Below are 25,855 nucleotides of genomic sequence, written 5' to 3'. Positions count from 1 at the left end.
CAAACAACTATATTGGCAAATAGCGTCTATCGGTCGGGCGGACATCGTCGGGAGATTTCCCGCTGACGTTGTTTTTTTTCCGGATGTACTGCACTCAAATTGTGTTGGATTGCCCAAGCCAATCTGATGTCAGCACAGCAGGAAATGAAAAAGGGATACCGACCAGCCGGTCAGTATCCCTTTTTTTATCCAGTTAAGCCTGGCTGCTATTTATCATCACCGAAAGCCTTGCGGATAATATCCGCCTGCTCGGCATCGTGTACTTTTTTGAATCCACTGGCCGGAGACGCGCTGGATTTGCGGGCTACAAAAGCCAGATCCTTATTCAGCCCAACTTCTTCGTTGTGCATCATGGAGCTGATGTATTGCCAGGAACCCATATTGCTGGGCTCTTCCTGGACCCAGATCGGATCGGCTTCCGGATATTTCTTGAATACCGCATTGATCTGTTTTCCGGGCAGCGGGTACAATTGTTCCAGCCGGACAATAGCTACATCCTGACGGTCCTGTTCGCGTTTGTAAGCCAGCAGATCGTAATAGATCTTACCGGTACAGAACAGCAGCCGTTTTACTTTTTTATTCGCTTTTGTCCCCATTTCCGGATCGTCGATCAATTCCTGGAAACGGTGTCCGCTTTCAAATTCTTCGATACTGGAAATGCACTCCGGATGACGCAGCAGCGATTTCGGAGACATTACGACCAGTGGTTTCCGGAAAGGCCGGGCCAGCTGGCGACGCAGCAGGTGGAAGAAGTTGGCCGGGGTAGTCACATTGGCTACCGTCATGTTAAACTCCGCACAGGCCTGCAGAAAACGTTCCAGGCGGGCACTGGAGTGCTCCGGTCCCTGGCCTTCGTAGCCGTGGGGCAGCAACATAACCAGACCGCTCATCCGTTGCCATTTACTTTCGCCGGCCGTAATGAACTGGTCGATCATCGTCTGGGCGCCGTTGGCGAAATCACCGAACTGCGCTTCCCAGATCACCAGGGCTTCGGGCGTGGCCAGCGAATAACCGTATTCAAAACCCAGTACTCCGAATTCGGAGAGGAAGGAGTTGAAGATGCGGAATTCACCCTGCTGAACGGCAATATTGTCCAGGCGGTTGACGGCTTCAAAGGTCTTGGCATCCCGGATCACCGCGTGCCGATGGGAGAAAGTACCCCGCTTAACATCCTGACCGCTCATCCGGATATGGTGTCCGTCGAGGAGGATGGTGCCATAGGCCAGCAATTCGGCCATTGCCCAGTCCAGCTGGTTTTCATCCAGCAACTTCTGCTTGCCTTTATATAGACGTTTGACTTTAGACAGTGGTGTGAAACCCTTGGGCAGAGTCATCAGGTGATCGATGATCTTATCGATCGTTTTACGATCCACGCCCGTTTCCGGTGACTGTCTGTAGTCTTCCGCCGTGGTTTTCTTTTTCAGTTGTTTCCAGGCCAGTTCCGGTTCCTGGTATTCGTAGGGCAGCGGGTGTTCTCTTACCTCGTCGAGACGTTCCTGCAGCACGTTCCAGAATTCCTTTTCCAGTTCATTGGCCAGTTCGGCGTCCAGGTCCCCTCTTTCGATCAGCTTTTTGGAGTAGATCTCCCGCGGATCGGCGTGGTTGTTGATGATCTGGTACATCTCCGGCTGGGTATACTGAGGATCATCCCCTTCGTTGTGGCCGTGTTTACGGTAGCAAACCATATCGATGAACACATCGCTGTTGAATTCCTGACGGTATTCCATCGCCATCTTGGCTACGAACAGCACTGCTTCCGGATCATCCCCGTTGACGTGGAAAACGGGCGCCTGCACCACGCTCGCCGCGCCGGTGGAATAGGTGGAAGAACGGGCATCATCCCAGTCGGTGGTAAACCCGATCTGGTTATTGATCACAAAGTGGATGGTACCGCCGGTGTAATAACCTTCCAGCTGACTCATCTGTACCGTTTCGTAAACGATACCCTGACCGGCTACTGCGGCATCCCCGTGAATGAGGATCGGCAGAATACGATCGTAATCACTTTCGTAAAGAATGTCCGCTTTGGCCCGGGCGAAACCTTCCACTACGGGATTGACGGCCTCCAGGTGGGAGGGGTTCGGTACGAGTTTCAGGTGAACGAGCTTTTCGTCCATCTGGATCTGGGAAGAATAACCCAGGTGATATTTTACGTCACCGTCCCCAAAACTGAGGTCCGGTACGGCGGTTCCTTCAAATTCGTTGAAGATCTGGCCGTAGGTTTTACCCATGATGTTGGCCAGTACATTCAGACGGCCCCGGTGGGCCATCCCGATCACGATCTCTTCCACCCGGTCGCTGGCAGCCTGCCGGATGATACCGTCCAGGGCCACGATGGCGTTTTCACCACCTTCCAGGGAGAAGCGTTTCTGACCGATATATTTGGTGTGCAGAAAGCGCTCGAACATCACCGCACCGTTCAATTTCTCCAGGATACGGCGCTTTTCTCCTTTATTCAGATTGTAGTCGGCCGGATCGTGGGCTTCGATGCGCGCGCGCATCCAGCGACGGCGGTCGCGGTCGTTGATGTGATGGTATTCAAAGCCGATATTACCGCAGTAGATCCGGCGCAATTTGGCCAGGATTTCGCCCAGCGTCGCGTTTTCCAGACCTACTTCCTTGCTGACGAAGAAAGGCAGCTTCAGGTCCGATTCGCTGAGGCCGAAGTCTTCGAGGTTCACGGTCGGTTTCCGGTCCCGGCGGGTCCGGATCGGGTTGGTCGTAGACAACAGGTGGCCGCGGTCGCGGTATGCTTTAATGAGCGAAAGTACTTTCAGCTCTTTGGATAATTGTTCAGTAGCAACGCCGCCGCCGGTATGGCTGCCGTTGCCGTTCCCACCACTGGAGTACTCAAAACCTTTAAAAAAGGCCCGCCAACTACTCTCCAATTCCTCCGGTTCACTTTGGTATTGTTCGTAGAGGGACTCTATATAGTTGGGATGTGCGTTGGCTATAAATGAAAAATCAGTCATTTCTTATTGCATTCGAATATTTATGCAAAGTACCATCACCTCGCTTGAAAAAACAAGAAAAAAAATTATTATTCTACGGGAAACGACAACAAGGCACTAATTATTCTCATTTCCTTTCGTGTATAACTGTTAAGACCAGGATTTGTTTCCCTCCTTCCACTTAATCTCCGGACCTTCTTGGTCGACCAGTTTTTTTTGTAATAAATTAGCATCCTTAAAATGCTTTTATGAGAATTTTCATCCTCTTCTTGCTGGGGTTATGGGGCGTAAGCCTGCACGCGCAGATCCCGGCCAATACGATCGGAGCGAACCCTTTTGGCCTGAAATGGCAGCAGATCAATACCGATAAGGTACAGGTTATCTTTCCGGAAGGGAACGATATCCGGGCCCAAAGGGTGGCAAATGTGGCGCACTATCTGTGGGATCACAACAATGCCTCTATTGGCGACAAAATGAAAAAGGTCACCATCCTGCTGCAAAACCAGACGGTGGTGCCCAACGGCTTCGTGACGGTTGGCCCGTTCCGCTCGGAATTTTACCTGACCCCCACTCCTTTTAATATGGCAACGGACTGGCTGGATCAGTTGGCGATCCACGAATTCCGGCACGTCAAGCAGTTTGGAAATTCCCGCCGGGGACTGACCAGTCTGGCCCGCTCGATCTTCGGTTCCTGGGCCTGGGGTGGTTTTACCGCTACGGCTTTGCCGCGTTGGTTTTTCGAAGGCGACGCTACCGTACAGGAAACGGCCCTCACCCTGTCCGGTCGGGGCCGGCAACCGGCATTCACCATGGAACAGCGGGCACTGATACTGGACGGCATCGACTATGGATACGAAAAGGCCGCCGCCGGATCTCTGAAAGATTTTGTGCCCAACTGGTACAGTCTGGGTTATTATATGGTGGGCTACGGGCGTACCCGCTTCGGAGAGGAACTGTGGTCCGGCGTAGTAAACGACGCCGTCCGTTATAAAGGGCTATTTTTCCCGCTTAGTAAAAGTCTGAAAAAACGGACCGGGCTCGGTACCAGGGAATTTTACCAGGCCATGCGGCAGGACCTGGAATCAAAATGGAAGAGCGGAGCCCCCGGCGCGCGGGCTCTGGAAGAAAGCCCCATTGTAAATCGCTTTAGGAAAAAAACGGTCGTCAACTATACCAATCCGCGCTGGCTGGACGACGCGGACCTGGTCGTAGAGAAAAGGGGATACGATCAACTGCCGATGTACTATCGCTTGCGTCCCGATGGCGTAGAACAAAAACTGACAAACTCCGGGGTACTGCTGAGCGCACCGGAGTCCACCCTTTCGCAGGGCAATGGCCGGCTGGTCTGGGCGGAGTACGGATTTGATCTTCGCCGTTCCAATCAGACCTATTCCGTGATCCGTACCTACGATATATCCACGGGTTCCAAACGGCAGCTAACCAGTCAATCCAAGTACTTCTCCCCGGCGATCACCGAAAGGGGCGACCGGATCGTAGCCGTAGAGGTTACGCCCAACGGGACTTGTAGCCTGGTGGTGATCGATCCGGCCGGAGGGGAAGTTATCCGGCAAATACCCAATCCGGATGTTTACTTTTTTCAGTTCCCGCGCTGGACATCGGACGGTTCGGCCATCGTGGTGATCGGACAAAGGAACGAAAGACAGGCACTGTACAGAATTGATCCTGCTACCGGCCGCATGGAGGCCATTACGCCCGCTACTCCCCGGCAGCTCAACCATCCGGAAGTACGGGGCGATAACGTTTATTTCGCCGCGGGTTATACCGGCGTCAATCAGATCTATACGGTTCCCCTCGGTGGCGGCGCCATTCGGCAGATCACGGAGGATCCGATCGGGGCATTTCAGCCGGCGGTTTCTCCCAACGGCCGGATGCTGGCCTACAGCGCTTTTCGCACCAACGGTTTTGATATACTAAAGGAAGAGCTCGATGAAAGTACCTGGAGAACAGTCGACGTAAACGCCCCAGAAGATCGATTACCGACCTATGCCGAAGAACTGGCCCGACAGGAGGGCGGTACGATCGTGCCGACGGTGCCGGACGAGAAATTCCCCGTTCGGAAGTTTAATAAAACGAGCGGATTGATCAACGTTCATTCCTGGCTGCCGCAACTGGATCCGCCGGAAGTGGGGGCAAGCATTCTTTCCGATAATAAATTCGGCACCCTGTCCATCGACGCCGGCGCCTATTACAATCTGAACGAAGAAGAATGGACCTTCAGCAGCAATTTACGGTACGCTGAGCTGTTCCCGATCATTACCCTGGGATACAGCTACCAGAACCGCGCGGCCCGACTGATCAACTACCGGGCGGAAAGCGATTCCATTGTCCGTTTTGCTTCCTACGTGGAAGAATGGACGGAGAATAAGCTTACCGCCGGGGTGGAATTGCCATTCAATTTTTCCAAAGGCAATGCCGTACACCGGCTGGATCTGATCGCCAGATTCGATCGTTTTCACGTTAACCCACAGGGAAATGTGGATAACCCGGATCGCGGTATCGATACCCTGATCAATGTTGGGCCCAATAATACGCCCCGTTTCCGGGATCTATACCTGGAGCCTCTGGCCGAAACGGATCTGAATGCCATCGATCTGCGATTGCGCTGGCGACTGTTCCGGAGGCAGGCGGTACAGCACCTCACGCCGCACTGGGGTATCGTAACCGATACGCGATACCGGGCGACGGTGGGCAATGACTTATTTTCCGGATTCAATTTTGTGACCCGGGGAGATATTTATTTGCCGGCCTTCTTCCCCTCGCATGGGTTTTACCTGAATGCGGGATACCAGAAACTGGACCGCCTGGATAATTACCGCTTCTCCAATTTCTTCATCTACCCGCGGGGCTACGGAGCTATTGGTGCGGACGATATCGTGCGCTTATCGGCCAATTATACGCTGCCCCTCGCCTATCCGGATCTGGCGATCGGTCCGCTGGCTTTCGTCAAGCGGATCAAACTGAACGGATTTATCGACTACGGACAGCTCAATTTCGAAAATGACATATTTTCCTACGGTGCCGAGTTGCGCTTCGATGTTCGCTTCCTGCGTTTGCTGGAAGTAGATTTTGGTGTGCGTTACAGCTATTTGAGAGATGCCCCCTACGCCCCCAACGGGAACCAGCATCAATTTGACTTCCTACTGATCAGTATTACTGAGTAAGGAACTGATTGGCGATCCGGAACGGCAGATTATTGAGTCGGGCACTGCTTAGATTAACCAGGGTGACCACCACGATCTCCTGTTCCGGATATATAGCCAGAAAACTGGTGCCGCCCACGGAGCCTCCGCTGTGACCGAACCATTCCCGGTCTTTGTTATCCTCACCACTGCGCCAGCCGATGCCGTAGTTGGTCATTTTTCCGTTGTTATCGGTCTGGCTCCGGGTAAAGGTCAGCCAGGTCTCTTCGTTCAGAAAGCCGGGATGCATGTGCGCATTGCCGAAGCGGATCATGTCTTCCGCCGTGGAGATAAAACCACCACCGGCCCACTTGTAGCTGTTATCGACGTAGGGTGACAATTCCAGCTGGTCATTCTTCAGTTCGTAAAAACTCACCCGGTCCTCATAAGTTTGATCCATATGCTCCGCAAAGGTGTGTTCCAGGTCCAGCGGATCGAAAACCTTCTCTTCCATGTAGCTGAGAAAATCTTCGCCGGCGGCTGTTTCCATAGCCGCACTGATCAGGTTCCAGCCGTAACTACTGTAGGCGTACTTGGAGCCGGGTTCGTGCAGAAGCGGATCATCCTGGAAGATATCCAGCCCTTCCAGTACGGTTTCGTATTTTTTGTCGCTTAAGAATTCGGTGCCGTTATAGTGCCGGATTCCCGCCAGATGACCACCGAGTTGCCGTAAGCTAATCGGGTATTCCTTTTCCGGAAAAGACGGTACGTACGTCTGGATCGGGGCATCCAGATCTATTTTTCCCTGTTGGTACAATAAAGCCAGCCCGGTTGCCGTCAGTGGTTTAGATATACTGCCGATCCGGAACAGATGGCGGTCGGGATCGATCTGTTCCTGCTCGGCGATATCGGCAAAACCGAAACCTTCGGACCAAACCAGTTTGCCTTTAACGGAAACAGCTACGGCAATTCCCGGGAAATGGCTGTCACGACGGGTATCCTGCACCAGTTTCCGCGCCTGGGCAATAGCAGTCTGGTAATTGGGATCAGTAAGCGGGCGATTCGTTTTACAGGCCAAACTACTGATGAGCAGGAGTAAAACGAGCAGATAGTTGCGGGTCATAATGTACAGGTTCTGATGGTCAAGAAATTACAGGATCTTGTAGCCTATTTTTAATTGTAGTCTCCCCCGGAGTCAAAGCATTGGAAAACCTGGGCGGCTAATGCCGGGCGGAACGGTATCGGTTGTCGGAGACTTAAAATGGCCTCTTGAGGATCAAGATACAACTCAAAGGGGTATTCCATTGTATCTTTAATAAATAATTCTGGTTGCTCCGGTAAAGCGATTCCGGTTTCTACAGCATTCGGAAAAAATCCGAAGCCATCCCGGACCTTGCCGCTGATCATCTACCCATGACAATTGCATATTCCAATGAAGAACAAGCTGCCTTTTTTACATACCTTTTTGTTAGTCCTTGTACTAACTTTTCTGTCCTGTGGGCGAAAAGTTAGTTCCGCCCCCACCAGTTACGAGCCACCCGTGATGACGGATAAGGGTGGAGACCCTGTTCCCCGTCTGGTGATCCTGCTTTCCGTCGATCAGATGCGATCCTCTTACCTCGATCGTTTTTCCAGTCTGTATACCGGCGGTTTGAAGCGCCTGCGGGAAGAAGGGATGGTCTTTGAAAATGCCCACCATGAACACGGCCTGACGCTGACGGCTCCGGGGCATGCCACCCTTTCTACCGGTTGCTATCCGCAACGCCACGGCATTATTGCCAATGATTTCTATAACCGCAGCACCCAAAAAATGCAGTACGCCGTGGAGGATCCGAGGGCTTCTATGGTAGGCGCGGATGAGAACGGCCCCAGTCATTCGCCCGTGAGTCTGGCGGTACCGGGTATCGGAGACTGGTTGAAAAAGGACCAACGCCAGAGTAAGGTATATGCGGTCGCTTTCAAAGATCGATCGGCGATCCTGCTCGGAGGTAAACAACCGGATCAGGCTTACTGGTACGATGATATCAACAGTCGTTACATCTCTTCGTCTTACTACGGCAACAGATATCCGCAGTGGGCGAGAGAGCTGGTAGGCCGGGAATATCTAAAAGACGAGATCGAAAAGGGCTGGCATAAAAGACTGGGCAATGATCCCGTATACGAAAGACTGGCCGGACCGGACGGCGTTATCCAGGAGAATGCCCGCTTCTTGCCCGAATTCCCGCACACCAAGATCCGCATGGGAGGTTTCGTACGCCCGGAATCCCGGGAACGGGAAATGTTCTGGACCACTCCCTTCGGAGATAAGTTCACCCTGCGTTTTGCCCGTGAGCTGGTCACACGCAACCAGCTGGGAGCCGACGAGGTACCGGATATGCTGATGATCAGCTGCTCCACCGCCGATGCTATCGGCCATCATTTCGGGCCGGATAGCCAGGAGGTCATGGATTATTATCTGCGGCTGGATGAATACCTGGAAGAGTTCTTTTCTTTCCTGGATCAGCAGGTCGGACGCGATAATTACCTGGTGGTGCTGAGCGCGGATCACGGAGTAGTGACAATGCCGGAGGTGGCCGCTGAAAAAGGTATCGATGCCAAGCGGATCACGATCACCCAGTTTCGGGAGATCATGGATCAGTTTGATCAGAATATGCAGCAATCGCTGGGACTTAGCTCGCCCATCATCCACACGGCTAATTATACGGGTGTGAGCCTGAATTATCAGGAAGCCGGCAAAAAGGGTATAAAACCGGAGGAATTGCGCAAAAAGATCGCGGATGCGCTGGAAAAAATGTATTTCATTGAAGATGCATTCACACAGGAAGATCTGGAGATCGAGCATCCCACGCGCCCTTATCTGGAGCTTTATCAGCGATCCACATTCCCGGGGCGGGGCCACGATATTAAGCTGAGGTACAAGGAAAATTATCTGGTTGCCTACGCGGCCAACGGGTCGAGCCACGGTTCTCCTTACGAATACGATAACCACGTTCCCATGGTATATTACGGCTTTGGGTTGCCGGCTAAAAGGATTGACCGGCGGGTCGCTACTGTGGATATTGCACCGACTTTAGCCCGCCTGATGCACCTGACGGTTACGCCCAATCAGTTCGACGGACAACTATTACCGGAAGTGACTTTCGCTGTTCAGGAGTGATCGCAAGTCACCTCCGGCGGTTGAATAGCTGCAGCTGCAATAAACCGGGGCCGGTTTATTCCGCTTATTTTTTCCAGACCATGCTGAATTCCCGGGTGAATTCCGAGCGGGCGCCTTTCAGTACCAACTGATCACCGGTGGAACTGATGGTCCAGTAACTGTCGTCTCCTTCGCCGGCATCGCTGTCTAGAAAAAGTTCACTGGTGGTTTCATCGTAGCTCCACTTCCCGGTATTGCGTCCGTAGGGATCGCCGTCGCTGACGAAGGTGCCGTCGGCCTTAAGTTCGATCCAGCGATTGTTTTCGGGATTGTGTTGATCACTGACGTCCTGCCCGTTTTGCATAATGGTCCCCATTTCCCATTTACGTACCAGTTGATCCGATTGTAGCGTGGTTTCCCCGCAGCCGAAGATCGTGATCAGGCTTGCTGCGAGCATTGAGAATAGCATTCTTTTCATGATTAGATTTTGGTGGGAGAGATGCAATTACACCGGAGTTTGGCGGTTTCATATGCGAGAAAAAGCTATCTTAGCCACTGATAGTACTCTCTTTGATAACAAAAACTTTTCTCATGATTGTTTGGAAAGGACTGGGCTTCCTCAGCCTGGTAATCCCCTTTGGCACCGCCCTCATTTTTCAACTCATTTTCGGTAGTACTCCAATTGCTTCTGGTTTTGGCTACATTTTAGGAGGCGCCGCGGTCTGGTACCTCGGCACTAAATGGAACGCCGCACCGGGAAGGGTAATGACCGACAACCAGACCGGTGAACAGATCGAGTTTAAAAACGATCACACGCTTTTCTGGATTAAAATGCAGTACTGGGGATTTGTCTCGGCTGCATTGGGGATATTCGCATTTTTTGCCTAAAAAAAGAAAAGTCCTGGAGGGGAGTTATTTCCCCTTCAGGCGTTCCCACAGGTCGGACATTGCATTTTCGGCCGCCTGCCCACGGGCCCTCCGCTGGTGCGCCTCGATAATATGTTCTTCATCCAGACTAAGCCGGAAAGAAAATATGTAATCGCTACTTTCATCAAAGGTCTGATCGATAGAACCGAAACGCAGGTCATTAAACTGCAGATCCCCGCCATCGAGCCTCGAAACGCTGTAATAATTATTGGAGAACCACTGTAGGATCTCAATCACCCGATCCCCTTCGTGGGGATGCAGGAATTCGTGATTTTTCGGAATGATGGTGAAGGATTCCACTTTGGGATCTTCGTCCAGAATGGAATAGACCCCGTGGTAATAATTGCTGTCGCCCTCGGCAATTCCCTGCCAGAGCAGATTGTTGAAAATGGTGGGGTAAGTAGAAAAGCGTTTATAGACGATCTGCTCGTCGTCGAGGGAACGCTGGAATACCTGATCAACCTGATATTTATTAAAAAAGGTAAAGAGCAGGTAGGCGCTGCTCAGCCCAATACCCAGCCAGTTGAATAGACGTCGGCGCGGATAATTATTGGTGATACGGGAGGCAATGATCACGCAGACCAGAAACGGAAGGGTATACAGGGGATCTACTACGGAAACATTATTAAAAGCGACCCGATAGTCCCAGAATGGCTGGAACAGTTGGGTGCCGTAAGTCGTACAACAATCCAGCAGCGGATGGGTAAGAATGGCCCAGAAGAACAGCCAGGCCCAGCCCCGTACACTGGCATTACTATTCAGACTTTGTCGTTTTCGCCATCGCTCGCGTGTATAGACCATGATTACGAGCGCAATCATGGTGCTACTCACCGCAAAACCGATCTTGAGGGTGTCAAAAATACCGATCGGCATACCAATGCTTCCCAGCGTGATGATGGCCATCAGCCCCAGCCAGACCTTGGTAAGATCGTACCGGAATCTTCCCTGTCGCTCTTCGCGTTTTATGTACAGGCGATGGGTGAGCCAGGCCATTCCGAGGGGTGCCACTATCGCAAATAGCGCCGAGTGAGTAATGGCCCGGTGGAAAGCCAGCGCACTGATCTCATCGGAAACCACATTCGCCACCACATCCAGGTCGGGCAAGGTGCCGGCAATGGCGCCCCAAAGCATGGCGCGGTTGCCCACTTTTTTACCTAATACGACTTCGCCTACCGCAGCGCCTAGTGTGATTTGGGTCAGAGAATCCATCGGTTGATAATTTTTAGGTCGTCAAATTACAAATAAAAACAGGAGTACACTCTAATAATCAGCAAGACGGCCCGTATGTGCGGGGGAAATAAAAACGGGATGCAGATAGCCATCGTATCTGCATCCCGTTATGATCCGGAAAGGAGGATCAGGATCTAGAACCGGAATCCGAGCGTCAGCAGGATCCGGGTATAGTTAGTTGTGTTGTTGAATACCTGTTCCGGGTAGGTGGCCGTCAGGTAGGGACGGTAGATCTCCTCGGTCATACTGCGGCGGGCTGCCAGATCGAGGAAAAAACTTTCCATACTATAGCCTAAGCCCAGACTGAGCTGCGTATTGAACGCCGGCAGGCCATCGGTGTTGGAGTAAGGCGGCTGGCGCAGGGAAACCCCACCCCGGAAGCGAAACTGGCGAAAGGCATACTCTCCACCTACTTTGAGATTGATGGAGGAAGCCAGTTCTTCGGAAATATCCCGGTTGGCAATATCTTCATCTTCGGAAAAGCTGGAAAAGCCAAGCTTGTTATTAGCGAAATTGACCCATTCCAGTTCACCGGAAATAAATCCGTTGCGACCGAATATAAAACCAACGCCGCCACTCATGCGCCAGGGGGTGGCCAGTTTATAACTGAAATTACCATCGGGTGAAGATGCTGATCCGATATTACCCTGTCCGCCCTCAGAATAACTGTAAAGCATGGATGTGCTAAAGTTATCTTCCAGGTTGAACCAGGTGGGGGTATGAATGGCCGCCCCCACGCGAACCATCTGGTTGACGCGGTAGATAATACCGAGCTTGGCATTGAACCCGATACCGGTGGTGGTCAGATTCTCATCGTACTGGAGATCCTCAAAAGCCGGTACCTCGTTATTGACGTCACTCTCAAAGTAGCTCTTTTGCTCCAGGTAATTGACGAAGGGAAGTCCAAGACCGAGACCGATCAATAAACGGTTATCATAATTGCCAGAAACGGCAAAAGAGAGTTCATTCACGCCGCCACTGGTAGTAATGGTCTGTTCGCGTTCAATTACCGCACCGGGCGCATCGTCAAAATCCGAAAAGTAAAATCCGGTACCGTTGTCGATCAGGAAAGCGCCGGCATCATTGGCCAGGCCGGATTCAAATTCATCGAGCCCGAAATCACTGTTTGCCAGTTCGGTAAAACGGTTAACGATGGAGCCCTGAGACATACCGCGGTAAACGGTTTCGCGATTAAAATCCGCGAGGCGATTAAAGCCCATCGCGAAATTGACATTAACCCAGTTGGGGTTCCGGGAAGTTCCGGAAAAAACCAGTCCCAAACTAGCCAGGCTTAAGCTGGAAGCCGTTTCGCTGATCTCGCTGTTATTCCCGTTCGTCAACTGGGTATTACCCGTATAGAGGTTAAACATCGGAGTGATCACGAATTGAGATCGACGCATCCAGGCGATCCCCGCCGGGTTGGTACTGATCACCGAAAAATCGGCGCCAAGCGGCCCGAGGCTTCCGGCAACTGCGGCCGAACGGGCGGTGCCGAAATAATCGTATTGAGAGTAGCGCAATGCATCGTTGAGGTTCTGTGCGCTGAGCGGTATTAGGCATCCCATTAGGAAGAAAATGGAGCAAAGTATGCTGGAATGCTTTAGATTCATCTTTTCTTTTTTTTAACCGTGAGTTCTGATCACGTTCGATTAACTAATCATCGGTGTAACTCCAATCATGGTCATAAAAAAAGTGGGTGGAACAGCTTTCACTCCCCACCCACTTTTTATCTGTTCCATACTAAGTAGAACAGCAAATATTCAGGATAGTTGATTATTTCTCACCACCACCGGAACGAGTACGTCCACTGCTGCTACCGGATGAGCGGCTCGGCGTACTGCGATTCATACTACTTCCGGACGAAGAACGACTCGGACTAGAACTCGGACTGTAGGAACGAGAAGGCGTAGTACTTCTACTCGGACTGTAAGAACGAGAAGGAGTGGTACTTCTGCTCGGGCTGTAAGAACGAGAAGGAGAAGTATTATAGCTCCGGGAAGGAGAAGTACTCCGATTGTACGTCCGGCTCGGGCTGGTAGAACGCGTTCTGCTGTTCATGCTCGGGCGGGTCGTAGTACTGCGGGTACGACTATTGTTAATTCGGTTGCGGTCAACGTTGCGGTTCGGCGTAACGGTCGTACGAGTACGAGAATCCGTAGAACCTACGTTGCGGCCGGAACGGATCGTGTGGCGCTCCAGTGAACCGGAGTTGGTGCGATTCGGTCTGGCGTTGATGTCGCCGTTCCGGGAAGTAGCACTTCTCGGGTTGCTTTGGTTCAGCGTGTTATCTACCGTGCGGGTAGTAGAACGCGGGGTTGCTACAGTACCACTTCTGCGCGGTCCGGAGTAAGTTCCCTGACTGGTGCCATTGTTACCACGTGAGTTGTTTACGTTGTATACGGTATTGTAAGTATTACCGCTTCCCCAAGAAGGTGGGCAATAATAATTAGAGTATACGTTGTTGAAGCCACCGTAACCTACACCTCCCCAGCTATTATAGCCACCGAAGTTGTTGAATCCGTAGGGAGAACCCCAGGAGTTCCAGCTATTCCAGCGGTTAAAGCTAGAGTATGGTGAACCCCAGCTGTTGAACGCGCTATAGCGGTTCCAGCTGTTCCAGCGATTGTAACGTCTCCAGTTGTTCCAGCTGTTGCGGCCGTAGTAATCATCATAGATCAGCACGGTCACACCGTTCGGACGGATGAATGGATCGTAATAAGCCATATCCACATAAACGGGATCGAAATAGTTGAATCCGTAGTAGGGGCGATGGAAACGACGGATACGCGACGTGTAGTAATAGTCGTACGTATTGTTATCGTAATCATCATAAGCAGCATCTTCTTCGTAATAGTCATCAGATGAGTAATCGTCGTCATAGTCGTCGTAAGAAGAATAGCTGGCATCAGTGTCCGGATCGTAGTACAGGTCATCGTACTGAGCCTGTGCCATGCTCACGGATGCTAACGTGAACAGGGCAATCAGAAAAGCGGACAAGTTATAATTTTTCATAAAGCCTGAGTTTTTTAAAAATGTAATTACTGCGACTCTCATACAGCTTACAACATGTAATTTATTACTTTTGTGCCGATTTTTTAGTTAAAGACCTTTTAAATCTGGGCTGGTCGCTGTTAAAGTCCTTGAAAGACCGGCCTTAACAATTGTTAAGACGCAATTTGAAGGCTGTAAGTCACACAAAAGTACGTGAATAACAGTAGCTTAGGTGGTTAATAAATTGTTAAACCGTTCTTTTGTCGTTTTTTTTGCTAAATGACGAGAAGCGATTTCAAAAATACTAATAAAACTACTAATTCCATAATCGGACATGGCAAAGGAAATTACCAATAGAAGTGAAGATTACTCGCAGTGGTATATCGACATTGTGAAAAAGGCCAACCTGGCGGATAACTCCGCCGTACGCGGATGTATGGTGATCAAGCCCTACGGCTTTGGGATCTGGGAGAATATGCGGGATCAGCTGGACCGTATGTTCAAAGATACCGGGCACGTCAACGCTTACTTTCCTTTGTTCATTCCCAAGAGCTTCCTCAGCCGCGAAGCGGAACACGTGGAAGGCTTCGCGAAGGAATGTGCGGTAGTGACCCACCACCGCCTGATGAATGCTCCCGACGGGAGCGGAGTGGTAGTGGATCCGGAAGCCAAACTGGAAGAAGAACTCATCGTGCGTCCCACTTCCGAAACCATCATCTGGCATACCTACAAAGACTGGATCAACTCCTACCGCGATCTGCCGCTGCTCATCAACCAGTGGGCCAATGTCGTGCGCTGGGAAATGCGGACCCGCCTGTTCCTGCGTACCGCAGAATTTCTGTGGCAGGAAGGACATACAGCCCACGCCACGCGGCAGGAAGCCGAAGAGGAGACCCTGAAGATACTGGACGTCTATGCGACCTTTGCCGAGGAGTACATGGCCATGCCGGTGATCAAGGGCATCAAAACGGCGAATGAGCGCTTTGCGGGAGCGGAAGAGACTTATTGCATCGAAGCACTGATGCAGGATGGCAAAGCCCTGCAGGCCGGAACATCTCACTTCCTGGGCCAGAATTTCGCCAAGGCTTTTGATGTAAAATTCCTGAATGAGAACAACCAGGAGGAATATGTATGGGCTACTTCATGGGGTGTTTCCACCCGTCTGATGGGCGGTCTGATCATGACCCATTCGGATGATCAGGGCCTGGTACTGCCACCCAAACTGGCGCCGACCCAAGTAGTGATCGTGCCGATCCCGAAACCGGCACCGGAGATCGACGAAGTAGCCGAAAAGATCATGCGGGAACTGAAAGACCTTGGTATTTCCGTAAGCTACGATACCGATATGCGGAAACGTCCGGGCTTCAAATTCGCCGAACACGAAATGCGGGGAATCCCCGTACGACTGGGCATCGGCAAGAGAGACCTGGAAAAAGGTGTCGTGGAAGTGGCCAGACGTGATACCAAGGAAAAAGCATCTCAACCGTTGGAGGGGATCGCGGCCCACGTTCAGCAGTTACTGACCGATATCCAGCAAAATCTCTTTGACCGGGCTGCCGCTTTCCGGGCGGAAAAAACCGTCAAAGTGGATTCCTTCGATGATTTCAAAGCAGTACTGGATCAGGATATTCCCGGATTCATTTCGGCGCACTGGGACGGTACCACCGAAACGGAGCTGAAGATCAAGGAACTTACCAAAGCTACCATTCGCTGCATCCCTCTGGATGCGGAAGAAGAGGAAGGAAAATGTATTCTCACGGGCAAACCTTCGTCGCAAAGAGTCCTGTTTGCCAAAGCTTACTAGATATTTGAACTTCTAAGTCCCTTACCGAAAATATCGGTGACGGGAGGTCGTTTAGGAAGTTGGGAGGTTTTCCCAACTTCCTAATAACTCATCCCGCTATCCAATCACGGAATTATCCCGCGCAAAGCCACTGGCGTACATGAGTGCACCGCCCGCCAGCGCAATATCCTTCAGTAGCTGACCGGCATCCCCATTCATGGCATTGGGCAGATGAATGATCAGTGCGAAAAGGATCAGCATCAGAGCCAAAAGTACCGCGGCCAGTTTATCGAATTTCCCAATAAGCATACTTACCGAAGCGGCCAGTAAACAAATACCGGTAATGTAGATCATCGCAACTCCTCCCGGAGGGCCGATCATCTCATTAAACGTGGCGGCATTGGTCATGTGGAAAAAACCGAAAATGGCAAAGGGCACTGCGTACAGATACTTGCCGATACCTAAAATGGAATTCATAGCTGATAGGTTTGGTTAGAAAAGTAAGGGTTTCTCAAGTATTGATGTAGGTACATCTAATCAAATGTATGGTTTTTTATTTGCTGTTCAAATATTAACACAAAATAATTTTTTGAGATTTACTTTTGATATGGTATTAAAATCTGAATTTCAAACACGAAATCGTGCTGTTTCAAATACCGGTACCGCGACTTTCGTATCCCCCCGGAAAACAGGAAGGAAACAATTTGCGTTATCATCCAGTAAACGATTATAATTCATTTTACATCCGACAAATAAATACTATGCTAATCCAGCTGAGACCTACGGCTTTACTGATCATTTTACTGGCATTTGCGGCCTGCAAATCGGCTAAAAAACCCGAAACGACCAAAGTGAAGGATGTGACGGCTGGCAAGCTGTTGGACCATATGGTGAAGAACCAGGTGAAAGCCGACTGGCTGGAGGCCAAAGCCCGGATCAGCTACGATGGCGAGGACCAGAGCGTATCCGCCTCCGCTTCCATCGTCATGCGCAAGGATAGTCTGGTGTGGATGAGTGTGCGTAAACTGGGATTCGAAGTAGCCCGGGTGCAGATCGATAAAGACTCGGTTTACGTGATCAACCGGCTCAGCAACGAGTATACTATTCAGGGCCTGGATTACCTGGCGAGTTCCTATAATCTTCCGGCCAACCTCAAGACGATCCAGGCGATCCTGCTGGGCAATCCGGTCTTTCTGAACAGCCGGGATATGACCCTGAACAAGGAGGAAGCCAACTATCATCTCATCAGCAGTTCGGGGCAACTCGAAAACCACTTTTGGCTGGATATGGCCAGCCTGGCGCTGGTGCGGACCCGCTACGGAGATCTGCGAAACCGCCGGGAAGTAAACCTGCTGCTGGAAGATTATCAGCCTTTAGATGCGGAGCAGAATTTTTCGTATCTTCGTCAAATTAAGGTAGATAGCAGCGAACTGGGAGAGGCTGCCATCGAAATCGACTTTTCGGATGTTAAGATCAATGTACCGCAGGAGATCAGATTTTCAATTCCGTCTCGTTATACGCGTGTAGATTGAGGGTGACGCTTTTTTTATGAACATATCAGTTAGAAATAACAACTTTTCCGGCGTTCTATATACGACTCTAACGGGCCTGCTGCTGTTATTGCTTCCCGTCCTCGTTTCCGCACAGGAATCGCGCAATGAACTGGAAGAGCGCCGAAAGCAGCTGCTCACCGAGATCAAGGAGAACAATGATCTTCTGGCCAATATCAAGAAGGATAAGGCCACCAAACTTAACCGTTATTTTGCCCTTCGCTCGCAGATCCAGAAACGACAGCAACTGGTCAGCACGCTGAAAGAAGAGCTCAATTACGCCGATGCTGCCATCATTCGGGTAGACGAAGTGATCACCGCATTGGGGGGAGATATTGACCGCCTGAAAACCGAATACGCCCAGATGCTGCGCATCGCCTACCGCCACCGCCTAAACGGTAGTTTCCTGTCCTTTTTGTTTTCCGCCAATAGTTTTAATGATGCCTTTCGCCGCTGGCAATATCTGCGTCAGTACGATCGCTACCGCAAGCGTCAGGCCCAACTTATCGTGGAAACGCAGGAAGAACTGGTGGCGCGTTCCACGCAGCTGGAAGACGAGCGCAAAGAAAAAGAACAATTATTGCTCAGCGCGGAGGAACAGCAGATCCTGCTGGCGCGCGAACTCGGCATGATGGACGAACTGATCGCCAACCTGAAAAAGGATGAATCTAAAGTCGCTTCGGCACTGAAGTCCCAGCAGGAAGACCATCAGAAGCTGAACGATATGATCGAAAAGATCATCTTCAACGAAATGGCCCGGAAACGGAAAGAAGCCCGGCAACCCGAAGCGCTGCAGGCGGATGAAAAGCCCGCCACACCCGCTCCGGACGCCGTGAAGGTGGTAGATGCGGGGAATTTTGTAAAGAATAAAGGCCGCCTGCCCTGGCCGGTAAAATCCGGGGTGATCACCCGGCACTTTGGTACCCAGGCCCATCCGACCATTAAAAGTGTAGAGATCACCAATAATGGTATCGATATCAGTACCGATAGTGGAATGGAAGTACAGGCCATTTTTTCGGGAGAGGTAGTCGGCGTCCAGTACGTACCCGGGTATAAGAATACCCTCATTTTGCAGCACGGGCCATATTATACCGTTTATTCCAATCTCGATGAAGCTACGGTCGGGCGCGGCGATGTGGTGAGCGCCGGGCAGACGGTCGGCCGGATGGGGCAATCCGATCCGGAACTCCATTTCGAGGTGTGGCGGGAAAAACAAAAACTCAATCCCGTCCATTGGATACAGCGACGATGAGCGCTCTCCCAAATTCAATTCTATCTGCTACGATCCCCCAAAATGCAGACCATTTCAAATGATAAGCCGGCAGGATGGGTTTGAAAATTTATAAGCTCTGCCCTTGTGGCAAGGAACTTTAATCCCTATTTTATAGTTTCAAAAATATATTTCGCTCATGGGTAAATAGGAGTCACATTTCCAAGGCTCATGAGCCCATGATTTACGCTAAACTACTATATGCAAAACGATTGGAATTTAGGTGAAAAGGATAAACTGGGTTTACGAAAAGGTACCGAATATGCCGTTCTCGTAGGCCTCGTTCAACGCGACCAGACCGAAGAGCAGGTGCAGGAATACCTGGATGAGCTGGAATTCCTGGCCATGACGGCCGGGGCGGAAACGGTCAAGCGTTATATCCAGAAAATGGATCACCCCCATCCGAAGACTTTCATCGGTAAAGGTAAAATGGAAGAGATCGGAGAATATATCGAAAATCACGAAGATGTCAATATGGTCATTTTTGACGATGACCTTTCCGGTAAACAGGTTCGGATCCTGGAAGAATTTCTGAAGGTCAAGATCGTTGACCGCTCCAGTCTCATCCTGGATATATTTGCTTCGCGGGCCCAGACGGCCCAGGCTAAAACTCAGGTAGAACTGGCCCAGATGCAGTACCTGCTGCCCCGGCTGCGTGGTCTGTGGACTCACCTGGAACGGCAGCGTGGTGGTATCGGGATGCGCGGACCCGGTGAGAAGGAGATCGAGACTGACCGTCGTATCGTACGCGATCAGATCGCTCTGTTGAAAAAGAAGCTGGACAAGATCGACCTGCAAAACCAGACCCGCCGCAAGAACCGGGGTCAACTGATCCGGGTGGCACTGGTAGGGTATACCAACGTCGGTAAATCAACGCTGATGAATACCCTCAGTAAATCGGAAGTATTCGCAGAGGACAAACTCTTCGCTACGCTGGATACCACCGTCCGTAAGGTCGTACTGGATGCCACTCCATTCCTGCTGTCGGATACGGTAGGGTTTATCCGGAAACTGCCGCACCATCTGGTGGAGAGCTTCAAATCCACGTTGGACGAGGTGCGCGAAAGCGATATCCTGCTGCACGTGGTAGACATCGCCCACCCGCAACACGAAGATCAGATCCGTACCGTAAACGAAACCCTGCAGGAACTGGGTGCTATCGATAAACCCACCCTCATGGTGTTTAACAAGATCGATCTGTACCGGGAAAAATACTTCGATCCACTGCTGGAAGAAGACGGCAAACGCGAAGTAGAGGAAGGCCTGAAAGGCTCCCTGCGCCATATGTTTGACACGGAAAATATCTTTGTTTCGGCCAAAACGGGTGAAAATATCAACGAATTGCGGGAGCGTGTCCTGGAAATGGTCAAGCACGAATACGAAGTTCGTTATCCCTACCAGACGAAACAATGGTAATATTGCTGTCATGATTTTTTGATCCTGCAATCATATGATTAGATCCGGCCTTGCGCTTTTTCTGGGATGCCTTTTGAACATGCAGCCGGCTAGGGCGCAGGCGCAGGTAGAAATTGTTGACCTGGAAGCGAATGTTACCGCCTGGTCCGACGGGCTGGCCATGGATATCATGTTTCTGGAACAGGAGCAGGTCTTTATGGGCATGATGGAACGTTGGCTGGAACGGCTACAGAAAAAATACAACGCTTACCAAAAGACCCAGGAACGCAATTATATGCCCGACGGGCGAGATGATGCTCTAAAGCATTCTGTAATGGCGGATCAGCAGGGGCTACTCGCCGCCGAAACTTACTACCTCGATACCATAAATGTTTATAAACAGGAAATGCTGGCGGCTATTCAAGCCAGCATCCGGGAGCGGGTAGATCACCTCAATCATTCGTCGGAAGACCGGATGATCGTTTTCCAGCAGGCTATTCTTTATCAGGAGGAGAATCATCCTACGCGGGCATTAATGATCCCGATCGAACCGGCCGACCGAGAGTCGCTCCAGTCCCGGCTGGATGCGCTGGAACTGGAAATGATCATCGCCTATACGCGTTATTTCGGTCTGATGGAAGAAATAGGGCAACTCGATCTCGGCCGGTTCCCTTTGAAAGAATAGGCCGAAATTCATGGAGGCTGACATATCCCGATCGTCGCTACTACTACTTCTCTAAAAATTCCAATATCTCTTCAACGTGTTCCCGGTGGTTAGCCAGGCGCGGCACTTTGTGCTGCCCGCCGATCTTACCTTTGGAGCGCAGCCAACTGTGGAAGGTGCCTTTTGGCAGGGATTTGATCTGCAGGCACTCCAGTGCGATATCCTTATGTCTTTTGGCTTCGTAGTCCGAATTGATCTTTTGCAGATTGGCGTCCAGCAACTGACCGAAGGCATCCACATCAACGGGCGGTTTTTCAAATTCGATCAGCCATTCGTGACTCCCTTTGCCGTTGCCTTTGAAATAAACCGGAGCAACCGTATAGTCGGTCACAGTTGCGTTGAGTAGCTGACAGGTCTCTGCGAGGGCCTTATCGGTATTTTCTACGACCACTTCTTCCCCAAATGCATTGACGAAATGTTTGGTACGGCCCGTCACCCGTACGCGATAGGGGTCCGTAGAAGTGAACATGACCGTATCGCCGGGGGTATAGCGCCACAGACCGGCATTGGTACTGATCACCAGTGCGTAGTGTTTACCGGTCTCCACTTCCCAGAGCGGAATGGCCTGCGGTTCTTTCTGATCCCAGGCATCCATGGGGAGGAATTCGTAATAAATGCCGTTGTCGAGCAGGAGTAGCATATCATCCCGGGTGAAATCATCCTGAGCGGCGAAATAGCCCTCCGTGGCATTGTAGATCTCCTGATAATTGACCTTATCGTCCGGAAAGAACTGCCGGAACTGTTCGCGGTAGGGGCGGAAACTGACGCCTCCGTGGATGTAGGCCTGGAAATTGGGCCATACTTCCAGCATATTCTCCTTACCGGTGATCTCAAGGATGCGGCGCATCAGGACCACGGTCCAGGTCGGTACCCCACCGATCATGACGATGTTCGGTTCGGCCGCACCGGCCTGAGCCAGTTTTTCTAGTTTCACTTCCCAATCATCGAGTAGCGCAGTCTCAAAATCCGGTGTGAAAAAAGGCCGGCCCACAAAGGGCATATTGTGGATCATGATCGCCGATACGTCCCCCACCATCGTTTTGGGGTAGGGCTCGAAAGGCGACAGGCTACCGCCCATCAGCATGCTTTTGCATTCGAATTGCCGGGCGTCCGGCCGGTTGTGGTACAGTAAAGTCATGGTATCCCAGGTGCCGCGGATGTGGCATTGGAACAGATTCTGGCGGGATACGGGAATGTATTTGCTTTTATCGCTGGTGGTACCGCTGGATTTGGAGAACCATTTGATCGTGCCGTTCCACAGTACATCTTTTTCCCCCATCATCATGCGTTCGATGTAGGGTTTCAGCTCGTCGTAGTTCTGTAGAGGGACGCGTTTGCCGTATGCCATGGGATCCCGGAGGCTGCGGTAATCATAGATCAGTCCCCACTCGGTATGTCTTCCGGCTTCGATCAGCTGTTTCCAGAGGGCCCTCTGAATTTCGTGTGGATGGCGGCTGAATCGCTCGATCCGACGGTATCTTTGTTGGTAGTACCAACGAAAGCTGCGATTAATCCATTTCCTCATAAGGGTTAGGGTTGATGGAGTAGGTTTTCAGAATTGGTTTAAATATCGACCTAAGGTCATTACTTAAACAAATTCTTTAGGGGGAACGCTCTTATCCCCCATAATATACTTGAAAATAAGCAAAAAAACCTGCCTATTTCATTTTTAACTCCGATCGCAAAAAGACCCCTGTATGGCTTTTTTTGGATTTGGCAACTACTTCCGGGGTGCCGGAAGCCACAATCTCTCCTCCGCGTTGTCCGCCTTCCGGACCAATATCGATAATGTGGTCCGCTACTTTGATCACGTCCAGGTTGTGTTCGATCACCACCACGGTATTCCCTTTCTCCACCAGCCGGTTCAGGACGATCAGCAAATGCCGGATATCCTCAAAATGAAGTCCGGTGGTCGGTTCGTCCAGGATGTAGAAGGTATTACCCGTATCCCGTTTGGACAGCTCTTCGGAAAGTTTTACCCGCTGGGCTTCCCCACCCGAAAGCGTGGTTGCCTGCTGCCCCAGAGTAATGTAGCCAAGGCCAACACTGTTCAGCGTCTTTAATTTCCGGAAGATCTTGGGGAAATTCTCAAAGAAGTGAACGGCTTCGCTCACGGGCATATCCAGGACATCACTAATGGATTTACCCTTGTAGAGGACCTCCAGGGTTTCCCGGTTATAACGCCGGCCCAGACAGTTCTCGCACTCCACGTATACGTCCGGCAGGAAATTCATCTCAATGGTCCGCATGCCGGATCCTTGGCACACTTCACAGCGCCCTCCCTTTACGTTAAAAGAGAAACGCCCCGGTTTATAGCCCCGGATGCGTGCTTCGGGAAGGTCCGAATACAGTTTGCGAATATCGGTGAAAACGCCGGTGTAAGTGGCCGGATTGGACCGGGGCGTCCGACCGATCGGCGACTGATCAATCTCGATTACTTTATCAATATGTTCGAGCCCCTCGATACTCTTGTAATCAAGCGGTTTTTTTACACTTTTATAGAAATGCTGACGCAGTATCGGATACAGCGTCTCGTTGATGAGGCTGGACTTGCCGCTACCGGAAACTCCCGTTACACAAATGAAGGTGCCGAGCGGGAATTTGGCCGTGACGTTTTTTAGATTGTGTCCGGTGGCTCCTTTTAATACCAGTTCGTGTCCGTTTCCTTTGCGTCGTTCTTTAGGTACTTCGATCGCCCTTCTTTCGGTCAGGTAATCGGCGGTGATGGTATCCATTTTCAGGAAGGCCTCGGGTTTGCCTTCGGCGACCAGTTCGCCACCCAGCGCACCGGCACCGGGGCCGAGGTCGATCAGGTAATCGCTGGCGAGCATGATGTCCTTATCGTGTTCTACCACCATTACAGTGTTACCGATGTCGGTCAGTTCGCGCAGGGCTTCGATGAGCTTCTGGTTGTCGCGCTGGTGCAGGCCGATACTGGGTTCATCCAGGATGTAGGTGATACCGGTCAGTTGCGATCCGATCTGGGTTGCCAGGCGTATCCGCTGGCTTTCCCCGCCGGATAGGGTACGGGAAGGGCGGTTGAGAGTCAGATAGTCCAAGCCTACGTGCAGCAAGAAACTCAGCCGGAACTGGATCTCCTTCAGAATATCTTTAGCGATGGCCTGCTGGCGATCGCTGAGTTCGCCGAAAACATCATCCATCCACTGGTGCAGGTCCGTGAGGTCCATTTCGGCCAGTTCACCGATGTGTTTTTCGTTGATCTTAAAGTGGAGCGATTCTTTTTTCAGCCGGTAACCGTGGCAGTCGGGACAGTCGTCGATCGACATGAATTCTTCCACCCAGGAACGGATCTTTTCGGAGGTAGAAGAATCGTACCAGCGTTCCAGCATATTGATCAGGCCTTCCTGGGCCAGGTTGTAGTTGAAGTCGTTATCACCGTAATTGACCTTTACACCAAATGCTTCACTACCGCCGTGCAGGATCACCTGCATGGCCTCTTCCGGGATCTCACTGATAGGCGTGGAAAAGGAGAACTTGAATTTTTTGGCAATGGCCCGCAGTTGCTTGAAGGTCATATTGCTGCGTACCTCACCGAATGGCGCAATTCCCTGGTCGTTGATACTTTTGGTATTGTCGGGAATGACCTTTTCCATGTCCACCTTATTCACCTGACCGAGACCTTTACAGGTCGGGCAGGCACCGTAGGGAGAGTTGAAGGAAAAGGAGTTGGGCGACGGTTCTTCGTAGGATACACCGGAATCGGGATCCATCAGGTGTTTACTGTAGGAACGGACCTCTTCGCTGTCGTGGTCCATGATCATGATCAGGCCGTTACCCATTTTCAGGGCAATTCCCAGGGATTCGGCCAGACGCTCCCGGCGCTCTTCGTTCATCTTAAGGCGATCCACTACCAGTTCGATATCGTGAATCTTATAGCGGTCGATCTGCATGCCCGGCTCCAGGTCGAGCATGACGCCGTCCACCCGCACTTTGGTGTAGCCCTGCTTGCGCACCGAATCGAAAAGTTCGCGGTAATGACCCTTCCGGCCGCGTACCAGCGGAGCCAGCAATACGATCTTTTTGCCCGCAAACTGCTCACCGATCCGGTCCTTCATCTGCTCCTCATTGTACCGGACCATTTTTTCGCCGGTAACGTAGGAGTACGCTTCGCCGACCCGGGCAAAGAGCAAACGCATAAAATCATATACCTCGGTAATGGTACCGACGGTAGACCGGGGATTTCGGCCGGTGGTTTTTTGCTCGATGGAAATTACCGGACTGAGCCCACTGATGTTTTCCACATCGGGCCGTTCCATGTCGCCGATGAACTGGCGGGCGTAGGAGGTAAAGGTCTCCATATAGCGCCTTTGCCCCTCTGCGTATATCGTATCGAAAGCCAGCGACGATTTCCCGCTACCGCTGATACCGGTGATCACCACCAGTTGGTTGCGGGGGATCCGGATGTCCACATCTTTGAGGTTGTGCTCCCGCGCACCGATCACCTCGATGTACTCCTGCTCGAAAAGCTCAGTATCTTCGTGCCTTCCGTTAGCGGAAGCATTGGGATCTTTCGTTGCCGTCTTACCGTTATTGCTGGATGTTGCCATAAAGTGTCGGTTCAATCTATTTTGTAAATGAACCCTGGCTGTTTTTGTTGTAAAAAATTATTCGTTCAGGCCGTATAACCTGAAAAGAAATTGAAGAGAACAGATTTTCGGTAAAGTGTTTAAAATTAAACAGCTCTCAAAACCGACCAGGAGGGCAGTCTGAACCGGACCCATTGCCCGAGCTTGCTTT

At 51.3% G+C, this 25,855-nt stretch carries 18 protein-coding genes; 8 read left to right on the top strand and 10 right to left on the bottom strand.

Annotated elements, in window-relative coordinates:
- Positions 1-206 precede the first annotated feature (206 nt).
- Positions 207-2,972 carry a 2-oxoglutarate dehydrogenase E1 component gene (locus tag CRP01_RS22205; protein WP_099152311.1) on the bottom strand — a complete coding sequence of 922 codons (2,766 nt, stop codon included), beginning with the start codon at positions 2,970-2,972 and terminating at the stop codon, positions 207-209.
- A gap of 227 nt (positions 2,973-3,199) precedes the next feature.
- Here CRP01_RS22205 and CRP01_RS22200 point away from each other — a divergent pair, with 227 nt between their 5' ends.
- Positions 3,200-6,133, top strand: coding sequence for a TolB family protein (locus CRP01_RS22200; RefSeq protein WP_099152310.1), 2,934 nt, complete (start codon positions 3,200-3,202; stop codon positions 6,131-6,133).
- On the opposite strand, the gene CRP01_RS22195 is transcribed toward CRP01_RS22200, so the two are convergent.
- Together CRP01_RS22195 and CRP01_RS42400 are read right to left on the bottom strand one after the other, a co-directional pair.
- Positions 6,123-7,214, bottom strand: a complete 1,092-nt coding sequence (locus CRP01_RS22195) for a serine hydrolase domain-containing protein (RefSeq protein WP_099152309.1) — start codon at positions 7,212-7,214, stop codon at positions 6,123-6,125. The two genes, CRP01_RS22200 and CRP01_RS22195, sit on opposite strands and share 11 nt — an antisense overlap.
- A gap of 50 nt (positions 7,215-7,264) precedes the next feature.
- Positions 7,265-7,498: a hypothetical protein gene (locus CRP01_RS42400; RefSeq protein ID WP_099152308.1), complete on the bottom strand. Its 234-nt coding sequence runs from the start codon at positions 7,496-7,498 to the stop codon at positions 7,265-7,267.
- 25 nt (positions 7,499-7,523) lie between these two features.
- Between CRP01_RS42400 and CRP01_RS22185 the strand changes: the two genes are divergently transcribed.
- Positions 7,524-9,248 (top strand): alkaline phosphatase family protein, encoded by a 1,725-nt coding sequence (locus tag CRP01_RS22185; RefSeq protein WP_099152307.1) that lies wholly within the window; start codon positions 7,524-7,526, stop codon positions 9,246-9,248.
- Positions 9,249-9,312: 64 nt separating this feature from the next.
- Here the strand turns inward: CRP01_RS22185 and CRP01_RS22180 are convergent, their stop codons facing one another.
- On the bottom strand, positions 9,313-9,705 hold the full coding sequence (locus tag CRP01_RS22180; RefSeq protein WP_143473491.1) for a hypothetical protein: 393 nt from the start codon (positions 9,703-9,705) through the stop codon (positions 9,313-9,315).
- A gap of 113 nt (positions 9,706-9,818) precedes the next feature.
- On the opposite strand from CRP01_RS22180, the gene CRP01_RS22175 reads away from it, so the two are divergent.
- Positions 9,819-10,115 carry a hypothetical protein gene (locus CRP01_RS22175; protein ID WP_099152305.1) on the top strand — a complete coding sequence of 99 codons (297 nt, stop codon included), beginning with the start codon at positions 9,819-9,821 and terminating at the stop codon, positions 10,113-10,115.
- Between the two features lie 24 nt (positions 10,116-10,139).
- Here the strand turns inward: CRP01_RS22175 and CRP01_RS22170 are convergent, their stop codons facing one another.
- The 3 genes from CRP01_RS22170 to CRP01_RS22160 all read right to left on the bottom strand — a co-directional run bounded on the left by CRP01_RS22170 (position 10,140) and on the right by CRP01_RS22160 (position 14,396).
- On the bottom strand, positions 10,140-11,363 hold the full coding sequence (locus CRP01_RS22170; RefSeq protein WP_099152304.1) for a metal-dependent hydrolase: 1,224 nt from the start codon (positions 11,361-11,363) through the stop codon (positions 10,140-10,142).
- Between the two features lie 155 nt (positions 11,364-11,518).
- Positions 11,519-12,994: a hypothetical protein gene (locus CRP01_RS22165; RefSeq protein WP_143473490.1), complete on the bottom strand. Its 1,476-nt coding sequence runs from the start codon at positions 12,992-12,994 to the stop codon at positions 11,519-11,521.
- Between the two features lie 163 nt (positions 12,995-13,157).
- Positions 13,158-14,396 carry a hypothetical protein gene (locus CRP01_RS22160; protein WP_099152302.1) on the bottom strand — a complete coding sequence of 413 codons (1,239 nt, stop codon included), beginning with the start codon at positions 14,394-14,396 and terminating at the stop codon, positions 13,158-13,160.
- Between the two features lie 313 nt (positions 14,397-14,709).
- Here CRP01_RS22160 and proS point away from each other — a divergent pair, with 313 nt between their 5' ends.
- Positions 14,710-16,179 (top strand): proline--tRNA ligase, encoded by a 1,470-nt coding sequence (proS, locus tag CRP01_RS22155; protein WP_099152301.1) that lies wholly within the window; start codon positions 14,710-14,712, stop codon positions 16,177-16,179.
- Positions 16,180-16,275: 96 nt separating this feature from the next.
- Here proS and CRP01_RS22150 read toward each other — a convergent pair whose 3' ends face one another.
- Positions 16,276-16,635, bottom strand: a complete 360-nt coding sequence (locus CRP01_RS22150; protein ID WP_099152300.1) for a DoxX family protein — start codon at positions 16,633-16,635, stop codon at positions 16,276-16,278.
- A 284-nt stretch (positions 16,636-16,919) separates the two neighbouring features.
- Here CRP01_RS22150 and CRP01_RS22145 point away from each other — a divergent pair, with 284 nt between their 5' ends.
- From CRP01_RS22145 to CRP01_RS22130, 4 genes are all read left to right on the top strand, one after another.
- Positions 16,920-17,690: a DUF4292 domain-containing protein gene (locus CRP01_RS22145; protein WP_099152299.1), complete on the top strand. Its 771-nt coding sequence runs from the start codon at positions 16,920-16,922 to the stop codon at positions 17,688-17,690.
- A gap of 16 nt (positions 17,691-17,706) precedes the next feature.
- Entirely contained in the window at positions 17,707-18,960 is a 1,254-nt protein-coding gene (locus tag CRP01_RS22140; protein WP_099152298.1) for a murein hydrolase activator EnvC family protein, read from the top strand.
- A gap of 219 nt (positions 18,961-19,179) precedes the next feature.
- Complete coding sequence (gene hflX / locus CRP01_RS22135) at positions 19,180-20,394, top strand: GTPase HflX (RefSeq protein WP_099152297.1); 1,215 nt, start codon at positions 19,180-19,182, stop codon at positions 20,392-20,394.
- 79 nt (positions 20,395-20,473) lie between these two features.
- The gene (locus tag CRP01_RS22130) at positions 20,474-21,058 is read left to right on the top strand and encodes a hypothetical protein (protein WP_099152296.1); all 585 of its coding nucleotides are present in this window, start codon (positions 20,474-20,476) and stop codon (positions 21,056-21,058) included.
- A 43-nt stretch (positions 21,059-21,101) separates the two neighbouring features.
- On the opposite strand, the gene CRP01_RS22125 is transcribed toward CRP01_RS22130, so the two are convergent.
- Positions 21,102-22,622 carry a GH3 auxin-responsive promoter family protein gene (locus tag CRP01_RS22125; protein ID WP_099152295.1) on the bottom strand — a complete coding sequence of 507 codons (1,521 nt, stop codon included), beginning with the start codon at positions 22,620-22,622 and terminating at the stop codon, positions 21,102-21,104.
- Positions 22,623-22,755: 133 nt separating this feature from the next.
- Entirely contained in the window at positions 22,756-25,665 is a 2,910-nt protein-coding gene (gene uvrA, locus CRP01_RS22120) for an excinuclease ABC subunit UvrA (protein WP_099152294.1), read from the bottom strand.
- Between the last annotated feature and the right edge of the window lie 190 nt (positions 25,666-25,855).

It is taken from the genome of Flavilitoribacter nigricans DSM 23189 = NBRC 102662 (assembly GCF_002646595.1).
Taxonomy (GTDB): domain Bacteria; phylum Bacteroidota; class Bacteroidia; order Chitinophagales; family Saprospiraceae; genus Flavilitoribacter; species Flavilitoribacter nigricans.
This window is presented reverse-complemented; position numbering and strand designations above follow the sequence as displayed.